Annotated in this window: 7 protein-coding genes and 2 pseudogenes; 5 read left to right on the forward strand and 4 right to left on the reverse strand. The window is 74.1% G+C overall.

Annotated features, from left to right (window positions below):
- The first annotated feature begins 111 nt into the window (after window positions 1–111).
- Both FV230_RS19355 and FV230_RS19360 read left to right on the forward strand, forming a co-directional pair.
- Window positions 112–1,371: a Zn-dependent hydrolase gene (locus FV230_RS19355; RefSeq protein ID WP_147843547.1), complete on the forward strand. Its 1,260-nt coding sequence runs from the start codon at window positions 112–114 to the stop codon at window positions 1,369–1,371.
- Window positions 1,372–1,374: 3 nt separating this feature from the next.
- The gene (locus tag FV230_RS19360) at window positions 1,375–2,685 is read left to right on the forward strand and encodes an allantoate amidohydrolase (RefSeq protein WP_147843548.1); all 1,311 of its coding nucleotides are present in this window, start codon (window positions 1,375–1,377) and stop codon (window positions 2,683–2,685) included.
- Here FV230_RS19360 and FV230_RS19365 read toward each other — a convergent pair.
- The 4 genes and pseudogenes from FV230_RS19365 to puuE form a co-directional block, all read right to left on the reverse strand.
- Window positions 2,613–3,815: a DUF1501 domain-containing protein gene (locus FV230_RS19365; RefSeq protein ID WP_147843549.1), complete on the reverse strand. Its 1,203-nt coding sequence runs from the start codon at window positions 3,813–3,815 to the stop codon at window positions 2,613–2,615. The two genes, FV230_RS19360 and FV230_RS19365, sit on opposite strands and share 73 nt — an antisense overlap.
- 9 nt (window positions 3,816–3,824) lie before the next feature.
- A complete protein-coding gene (locus FV230_RS19370) occupies window positions 3,825–5,342 on the reverse strand; it encodes a DUF1800 domain-containing protein (RefSeq protein WP_147843550.1) in 1,518 nt (505 codons plus the stop codon).
- 70 nt (window positions 5,343–5,412) lie between these two features.
- Window positions 5,413–7,047, reverse strand: coding sequence for an aromatic amino acid ammonia-lyase (locus FV230_RS19375; RefSeq protein WP_147843551.1), 1,635 nt, complete (start codon window positions 7,045–7,047; stop codon window positions 5,413–5,415).
- 53 nt (window positions 7,048–7,100) lie between these two features.
- Window positions 7,101–8,009, reverse strand: a pseudogene (gene puuE / locus FV230_RS19380) (allantoinase PuuE); the annotation flags it as partial.
- Window positions 8,010–8,206: 197 nt separating this feature from the next.
- Between puuE and FV230_RS19385 the strand changes: the two are divergent.
- The 3 genes and pseudogenes from FV230_RS19385 to FV230_RS19395 all read left to right on the forward strand — a co-directional run.
- A complete protein-coding gene (locus FV230_RS19385; protein WP_147729046.1) occupies window positions 8,207–8,677 on the forward strand; it encodes an ureidoglycolate lyase in 471 nt (156 codons plus the stop codon).
- 170 nt (window positions 8,678–8,847) lie between these two features.
- The gene (locus FV230_RS19390) at window positions 8,848–9,045 is read left to right on the forward strand and encodes a DUF4089 domain-containing protein (protein ID WP_147729047.1); all 198 of its coding nucleotides are present in this window, start codon (window positions 8,848–8,850) and stop codon (window positions 9,043–9,045) included.
- A 4-nt stretch (window positions 9,046–9,049) separates the two neighbouring features.
- A pseudogene (locus FV230_RS19395) lies at window positions 9,050–9,258 on the forward strand (AtzE family amidohydrolase); the annotation flags it as partial.

Consider the following 9,258-nt stretch of genomic DNA (forward strand, 5'->3'; position numbering starts at 1 on the left):
GCGGGGGGCTGGGCGGGCCTGCGGAACCTGGCCGGGCACGATCCTTGCCGGCCGCCGGGCCGTCACGTCGGCATCGTGACACGAGACACACACGCCACGACGGAGGCCAGGATGGCCGGCACGGCAAAGACCCACAACCTGCGCATCGACGGCTCGCGCCTGTGGGAGACGATCCAGGAGACGGCGCGGTTCGGTGCGACGCCGGCCGGCGGCCTGAACCGCCTCACCCTGTCGCCCGAGGACGGCGCGGTCCGCGACTGGTTCCGGGACGCCTGCACGGCGGCGGGGCTCGAGGTGCGGGTCGACGCCCTCGGCACCCAGTACGCCCTGCGGCCCGGGCGCGACGCGGCGCGCCCGCCGGTGGCCTTCGGCTCGCACCTCGACACCCAGCCGACCGGCGGCAAGTTCGACGGCATCCTCGGGGTGCTGGCCGGGCTGGAGGCGATGCGCGCCCTGAACGACGCCGGCATCGAGACCGAGGCGCCGCTTCTGCTGGTCAACTGGACCAACGAGGAGGGCTCGCGCTTCGCCCCCGCGATGATGGCGTCGGCGGCTTATGCCGGCGATTTCACCACCGACGAGATCCTGGAGAAGACCGACGCGGCCGGCATCAGCGTCGGCGCGGCGCTCGACGCGATCGGCTACCGCGGGACCGACACCGTGGGCGACCGGAAGATCGGCGCCTTCGTCGAGCTGCACATCGAGCAGGGCCCGATCCTGGAAGCCGAGGGCCGGACCATCGGCGTGGTCGAGGGCGGGCAGGGCATCGCCTGGTTCGACGGCACGATCACCGGCTTCGAGGCGCATGCCGGCACCACGCCGATGCCGCGCCGCCGCGACGCGCTGCTCGGGCTCGCGGAGGTCGCGCTCGCGGTCGAGCGGATCGCGCTGGCGCACGCGCCCACCGCCGTCGCCACCATCGGCGAGGCCGTGATCGGCGCGCCCTCCCGCAACGTGGTGCCGGGGCTGGTGCGCTTCACCCTCGACGTGCGCGACCCGAAGCCGGAGGTCCTCGACGCGATCGAGGCGGAGCTGCGCGCGAGCCTTCCCGCGATCGCGGACCGGCGCAAGCTCGCCATCGACCTCGCGCGGATCTGGCGCAAGGAGCCGGTGCCGTTCGACGCGGGCGTGATCGCGGCGGTCGATGCCGCCGCCGAGGGGCTTGGCCTGAGCCGCCGCCGCATGGTCTCGGGCGCCGGGCACGACGCCTGCAACCTCGCGGCCCGCGTCCCGACCGCGATGATCTTCGTGCCGTGCAAGGACGGCGTCAGCCACAACGAGTCGGAATCGGCGACCCCGTCCGACTGCGCCGCCGGCGCCGACGTGCTGCTGCAGACGGTGCTGACGCTCGCCAACGCGCCGAAGGCCTGATCCGTGGACGCCTTCGCCCCCCGCATCCAGCAGCGGCTCGACGCGCTGGCCCAGATCAGCGCCGAGCCCGGCGCGATCACCCGCCTCTACCTCACCCCCGAGCAGGCGCGAGCCGAGGCCCTGGTCGCCGGCTGGATGGGCGAGGCCGGGTTGCAGGTGCGCCGCGACGCCGTCGGCAACCTGATCGGCCGCGTCGAGGGCCGCGAGCCCGGCGGGCCGGCCCTGGTGATCGGCTCGCACCTCGACACCGTGCGCAACGCCGGCCGCTACGACGGGCCGCTCGGCGTCGTCGCCGCCATCAGTTGCGTCGAGGCCGTGCTGCGCGAAGGACCGCCGCCGGTCGCGATCGAGGTGGTGGGCTTCGCCGACGAGGAGGGCGTGCGCTTCGCCGCGACGCTGACCGGCAGCCGGGCGTTCGCCGGCCATCTCGACCCGGCGGCGCTGCGCACCCTCGATGCCGCCGGCACGACGCTGGCCGCCGCGATGCGCGAATACGGCCTCGACCCGAAGGCCGTCCCGACCGCCGCCCGCACGCCGGATCAGATCCTCGGCTACGTCGAGCTCCACATCGAGCAGGGGCCGATGCTGGAGCGCGAGGGCCTGCCGGTCGGCCTCGTCACCGCGATCAGCGGGGCGAGCCGCCTGGAGATCACGCTGTCGGGGGAGGCGGGGCACGCCGGCACCGTCGCGATGACCGAGCGCCGCGACGCGCTCGCGGGCGCCGCCGAATGCATCCTGGCGATCGAGGCGCGCTGCCGCGGCGAGGAGCACCTCGTCGGCACGGTCGGGCGCATCCAGGCGCTGCCGGGGGCGGTCAACACCATCCCGGGCCAGGCCAAGTTCAGCCTGGACCTGCGGGCGCCCGACGACGCGCAGCGGCACGCCGCGCTCGCCGACATCGACCTCGCCTGCAAGCGCATCGCGCTCCGGCGCCGGCTCGGCTTCGGCATCGCCCTCCTGCACGAGGCGGAAGCCGTCCCCTGCGACCCCGGGATGACGGCCCTGGTCGAGGCGGCGATCGTCGCCGAGGGCCATCCCGTCCTGGCGCTGCCGAGCGGGGCCGGCCACGACGGCATGGCGGTGGCGGCGATCGCGCCAATCGCCATGGTGTTCGTGCGCTGCCGCGGCGGCATCAGCCACAACCCGGCCGAGTTCGCCAGCCTGCCCGACATCGAGGCCGGGACCCGGGTGCTGCTCGGGACGGTGCGCGGGTTCCTCGCGGCACGGGAGCGGTCGGCCGATCAGACCAGCCCGAGGTCGGCCGGCGCCGCATCCGCGAAGACCCGCCGGAGGCTCGCCGGATCGAGCCCGTAGAGGCGTCGCAGCAGCCCGGCGAGCAGGCTGCGGTAGTCGGTGAGCACGGGATGGTCGCGGTTCTGGAACAGGTGCGCCTCGTCGGCCCGCACCTGCGGCCCGGCGATGCGGCCGCCGCGCACGGCACCGCCCAGCACCCAGTAGACGCTGCCGTGCCCGTGATCGGTGCCGCGGTTGCCGTTCTCGCGGAAGGTGCGGCCGAACTCGGAGAGCACGACCACCACCGTGTCGTTCCAGGCGGGGCCGACCTCCTCGACGAAGCCGGCCAGCCCGCGGCCGAGCTCGCCGATCCGGTCGGCGAGGTAGCCGGTGGCGGCGCCCTGGTTCACGTGCGTGTCCCAGCCGCCGACGTCGACGAAGCCGAGGTTGAACGACTCGCGCATCAGCCGGCCGATGCGCCGGGCCGAGCGCGCGAAGCCCTTCGGCGAGACGGCGCCGCGGTCGGCCTCGGCCTGATGCTCCGAGACCGACTGGTAGACCGCGTCGCGCACGCGGAACCCCTCGGCCACCGAAGCGGCCAGCGGGGTGTCGCGGTACATCGCCGTGATCAGCCCAGCCTGGCGCGCGTCGATCCCGGGCTTGGCGACCTCGTTGATCGCGATGTTGGGCACCGTCTCGGTGCCGCGGAAGATCAGCGGGATCTGCTCGGTGAAGGCGATCGGGCGCGTCCGCGTCAGCTCCGCGGCGAGCCGGGCCATGAAGCCCGAATTGTAGTCGCGGGAGGCGCCGACCGTCTGCCCGAGCTCGATCGTGTCCTGGGTCTCGAAATGGCTGCGCGTGAGGTCGTCGGTGCCGGCGAACGGCACGAAGGCGGCCTGCCCCCGGGCGTAGAGCGGCAGGATCGTGTCGCGCAAGCTCGGGTGGAGGCTCCAGTCGGCGTCGAGCGCCAGCGCCGCCGCCGGGTCGGCCGCATCCGGCCGGGCGACCGCGAGGGTCGGCCGGGCGCGGTAGTAGAAGTCGCTGCCCGTCGGGATCACGACGTTGGCCGCGTCGTAGGCGCCGCGCAGGAACACCACGAGCAGGCGCGCATCCGCCTTCGGCGCGGCCCAGACCCGGCCGGCGACGGTGGACAGGCCGAGCGCGAGGGAGGCTCGGATCAGCGCACGGCGGTGCGGGTCGCGCGGGTCCATGGGCGGCCTTCAGCGCATGAATTCGGGGGCGGACAGGAACAGGGTGTTCCAGTCCTGCGGGGAGACGGCGCGGGCCAGGGCGTCCCGGGTCGGGGCGCTCAGGGTGGCCGAGAGCGTCGAGAAGTAGAGCCCGTTCTGCAGCAGCGGGAAGGCCGGCTCGTCGGCCATGTCGGGGGCGGGCTTGAACAGGCCGGCGGAGCCCGACCCGATCTGCCGGGCGATCTCGAAGCGCGTCGTCATCTGTCCCAGCCCGTTCCAGGCGGCGGCGCCGAGCGGGTAGCCGTCCGGCGTCGAGCGGTTGAACAGGCCCTCGCCGAGGCGGTTGAGCCAGCCCTGGATCGGCGCGGCGTTGCGGATCGTCCGCCCGTCGTAGGCGAGGCGCACGGCCGAGAGCACGTAGCGGGCCGGGTCCTTGAACCCACCCCCGAGGGAGGCCGCGAAGTCGGGCGCGTGGAACAGCGCGTCGAGCACGGCCGCGATGTCGCCGTCGCTCCGGGTGAAGACCTGCGCCAGCCGCGCCACCAGGGCGTCCGAGGGCGGGGCGCCCAGGAAGTAGCGCGCGAGCGCGGCCGACACGGTTCGCGCGGTGGCGGGCTCGCGGGCGATCAGGTCGAGCGCCTCGACGATCTCGGGCCAGCCGCGGCCGCGGATCGCGTGGCCGAGGAAGACCTTGTCGCCGTAATCGTGGCGGTTCGGGTTGAATTCGAACAGGCCGGCGCGGACGAGGTCGGCCTGGCGCTCCGGCTTCAGCTTCGGGTCCTCGGGGCGGGCGTCGATGCCGACGCCGGTGAGGATGCGGGCCAGCGCCTCGACGTCGCCCTGCGTGTAGCCGGAGCCGACCCCGAGGGTGTGCAGCTCCATCAGCTCGCGGGCGTAGTTCTCGTTGAGGTGGCCGGCGGCGTTGTCGGCATTGTCGAGATAGCGCAGCATCGCCGGGTGCCGCAGCGTCGCCTCCAGCAGGTCGCGGAAGCGGCCGAGCGCGTGCGGGCGGATCGCCGCGTCGACGTAGTCGCCGACCATCGCGCGCAGGTTCGCCTTGCCCTGGTGGACGTTGAAGCGGTTGAGCCAGAACCAGGTCAGCCGCTCGCGCACCTGGTCCGGGCTGTCGAGCGCCCGCAGGATCGTCGCCGCGGCGGCGTCCCGGGCGGCGGCCGAGAGCGCCCCCTGGTAGGCCTGCTGCGCGGCCTTCTTCGCATCCGGGTCGGGCTCGGCGCTGGCCGCCCGCGCCTGCGCGTCGAGGGCGGAGATCCGCTCGAGCAGCGTGCCCTTCGGCGTCAGCGCGTCGACCTGCGCCTGGGCGGCCTCCGGCAGGGCTGGGCCTGCCGGCGGATGGAGCTGCTCCCGGAGCCAGCGCTCGCGGCCCTTGGCGCGGAGCTCCGCGTGGCTGGCCGGCGAGACGCCCCAGGTCACGGCGTCGAGGAAGGCGGCGTCGGCCTCGGGCGTGGTCGCGGCCCGGGCCGCGGCGCCCGCGAAGGCGAGGCCCGTCGCGAGCGTCAGGCAGGACAAGCGGAGCGCGGGCCGCATCATCGGATCCCCCCTCGTGCCCGCACGATCCAGCCACCGGATTGTGGCGCCGGTGCGGTAAGGGGCGCCGCGCCTATTCCAGCGGGCCGATCGCGGCCTCCACCGCCGCGACCACCGCCCCCGAGCGCACCAGCGCGAGCGCGGCCTCCATCTCGGCCTGGTACCAGCGGTCGCCCGACAGCGCCGGGGCGATGACCTTGCGCACCGCGTCGAGGGCGGCCTGCGTGCCGGAGCCGAGGGGATGGTCCCGGGCCACGTCGGCGACCAGCGAGAGCGCCTGGCACGCCATCAGGATCTCGCCGGCGACGATGGTCTCGACGTTGGCGACGACGGTGCGGGCCTTGCGCGCGCACCAGGTCGAGTTCGAGACGTGGTCCTCGGCGTTCGACTTGCCGGGGATCGAGTCGACCGAGCCGGGCATCGACAGGGTCCGGTTCTCCATCACCAGGGCCGACATCGTGCACTGCACGGTGGCGAAGCCGGTGTTGAGCCCCTTCTTGCCGGCGAGCAGGTTGCGCGGCAGGCCGTAGCTCATGGTCGGGTCGATGAGGCGCGCGAGCCGCCGCTCCGAGATCGAGCCGAGGTCGGTGGCGGTGATGGCGAGCAGGTCCATCGCCTGCGCGACGTAGGCGCCGTGGAAGTGCCCGGCCGAGATGCAGGTGTAGTGGTCGGCCCCGTCGGCGAAGATCAGCGGGTTGTCGGTGGCCGCGTTGATCTCGGTGCCCATGATGCCGTCGACGTAGGCCAGCGCCTCGCGCACCGGCCCGTGCACCTGCGGCGCGCAGCGCAGCGAGTACACGTCCTGCACCCGCGGCGGCGGGGCCTGGCCGGGGGCGCGGGCCTCGTCGGGGAACACCGTGACGCGGGCGCCCTCCGTGCAGCGCTCGGAATCGCCGATCATCCGCAGGACGTTGCGGGCCGAGGCCGCCTGGCCCTTGTGCGGGCGGGCGGCGTGGACGCGGGGATCGAAGGCGGCCTTCTCCGCACGCAGGGCCTCGAGCGTCAGGGCGAGGGCGATCTCGGTGGCCTTGAGGACCCGCTTCATGTCCTCCAGCGCCAGCACGCCGACGGCGAGCGACACGGTGGAGCCGTTGATCAGCGCCGAGGCGTCCTTGGCCTCCAGCGGAAACGCCTCGGGCAGGCCCGCCGCCTTCAGCGCCGCGCGGGCCGGCAGGCGGCGTCCCTCGTAGAACGCCTCGGCCTCCTCGAACCCGCAGATCGCGCCGGCCAGGTGCGCCAGCGGCGCGAGGTCGCCCGACGCCCCGACCGAGCCCTTCGACGGGATCACCGGCACGATCCCGGCGTTCAGGCAGGCGAGCAGGCGGTCGACGACCGCGACGCGCGGCCCGGAAAAGTTCGACGCGAAGGCGTTGGCGCGCAGCAGCATGGTGGCGCGCACCGCCTCCGCGTCGAACGGCTCGCCCATCCCGGTGGCGTGGGCGTAGACGGTCAGCCGCTGGTAGGCCTGCATCTCGTCCATGCGCACGCGCTGGTCCTTGAACAGGCCGACGCCGGTGTTGAACGAGTACATCAGCGGCGCGTCGTCGGTCATGAAATGCGCGTCGATGTAGTCCCGCGCGCCGACGAGGCTCCTGCGCGCGCCCTCGTCGAGCACCGCCTCGGCGCGGAGGCCCGCCGCGTCCGGCCGGGCGACGGCGAGCACGTCCGCGGCGGTGAGGGTGCGGCCGTCGATGGTGGTCGTCGTCATGGGCTGTCTCTCGAAAGGGGCTTTCCCGGAGCGGAGCACGAATCAGGCCGTCACGGCGCCGGGTGGCGGGCGATCCAGTGCCGGGCGATGTCGACGCGGCGGGCGAGCCAGACCCGGTCGTGCGCGGCGACGTGGTCGAGGAAGCGGGCCAGCGCCGCCATCCGTCCCGGGCGGCCGACGAGGCGGCAATGCAGGCCGACCGACATCATCTTGGGCGCTGTCGCGCCCTCGGCGTAGAGCACGTCGAAGCTGTCGCGCAGGTAGGCGAAGAACTGGTCGCCGGAATTGAAGCCCTGGGGGCTCGCGAAGCGCATGTCGTTGGCGTCGAGGGTGTAGGGCACCACGAGGCCGGTGCGCCCCGCGCCCGTCAGCCAGTAGGGCAGGTCGTCGGCGTAGGAATCCGACAGGTAGGTGAAGCCGCGCTCCAGGCCGAGTTCCAGCGTGTGGATCGAGGAGCGGCCGGTGTACCAGCCCTCGGGCGCCGAGCCCGTCACCGCCGCATGGATGCGGATCGCCTCGTCCATCGCGGCGGCCTCCTCCGCCCGGGAGGCGTCGCGCATGTCGATCCACTTGAGGCCGTGGCTGGCGATCTCCCACGCGGCCTCGCGCATCGCCGCGACGGCCTCCGGGTTGCGCATCAGCGCGTGCGCCACGCCGAACACGGTGACGGGAATCCCGCGGGCGGTGAACAGCCGCCACAGCCGCCAGAACCCGGCCCGCGCGCCGTACTCGTAGAGCGATTCCATGTTCATGTGGCGCTGCCCCGGCCAGGGCTGCGCGCCGACGATCTCGGACAGGAACGCCTCGGACGCGGGGTCGCCGTGCAGGATGCAGTTCTCGGCGCCCTCCTCGTAGTTCAGCACGATCTGCACCGCGATGCGGGCGCCGTCCGGCCAGTCGGCGGCCGGCGGGTTGCGGCCGTAGCCGACGAGGTCGCGGGGATAGGGGCGGGGATCGGTCAACGGGTCTGCTCGGGCGGTCTGAAGGCTCGGGGACGCAACGACGCAGCCGCCTCCGCCGTCAACCCCGCCGCGGCCCTCGGCCCCGCAAACCCGCCCTCGGCCATACGCAAGCCGGCCCGAATCCCGCTTGACCGCCGAGGCGAGCCGCGGAAGCTCGGCCCCGTGCCGCGAAGCCGGGCACGAAGCCAGGACGGACGATGCGCACGATCCCGATCGAACCGATGGACGAGGTTGCCTTGCGGCCCTTCGCCGACCTGCTCGCCGCGCCCGCGGCGGGGCCGCGGCAGGACCATGCGAGCCCGATCGAGAACCGGCGCGCGGGCGTCTCCGCCAACCTCGCCCTGATCCGCAGCGAGCCGTTCGCCGGCCTGATGCCGCTGACCCGCCTGGAGCGGCATCCGCATTCGAGCCAGGCCTTCCTGCCGCTCGCGGTGGATTCCTACCTCGTCGTGGTGGCGCCCGACCGCGACGGGCGGCCCGACGAGGCCGCGATCCGCGCCTTCCGGGTGCCGGGGCAGGCCGGCATCAACTACCGCGCCGGCGCCTGGCACGCGCACCTGATGACGGTCTCGGCGCCCGGCACCTTCGCGATGCTCGTGCACGAGGACGGCACGCCGGAGGATTGCGTCTTCGCCGCGATCGCGCCGGTGACGCTCGGCGCCGGTTGACCGGCCCTGCATCCACGATGGGCGTGGCAGCCGCCGATTGCCTATCTCGTAGGCAGACGCGATTGACCGGATTATGCCTATTCGACGAGCAATTCAGGCGTCCGGCCCAGCGGGGCGGCTTGGCGCGGCCCTTGCCCGCTCGAGGTCCGATCGTTCGATGAGGATGCCCGATGACGACCCGCGATGCACCGCCGCCGGATCTCGACGCCTTCGCCGCCGCCGCGGCCCCGCTGCTCGGGCTGCGCCTCGATCCCGCCTGGGTCGCGCCGGTGATCGCCAACCTCCGGGTCCTGGCCGCCGCGGCGGACCTCGTCGGCGGCTTCCCGCTGCCCGACGAGGCCGAGGCGGCCCCGGTCTTCGAGGCCTGAGGCGATGGTGGAGCAGAGCACCGACTGGAGCCGCGCCGACGCCGCTTCGATCGCCGCCGGCGTCGCGGAGGGGCGCGTCCGGGCCCGCAGCGTGATCGAGGCGACGCTGGCGCGGATCGGCCGGGTCGACCCGGCGGTCAACGCCTTCACCGACGTGACGGCCGCGCGCGCCCTGGCCGCCGCCGACGCCGTGGATGCGCGGCGGCCAGGGCG

It is taken from the genome of Methylobacterium sp. WL6, from assembly GCF_008040095.1.
Taxonomy (GTDB): domain Bacteria; phylum Pseudomonadota; class Alphaproteobacteria; order Rhizobiales; family Beijerinckiaceae; genus Methylobacterium.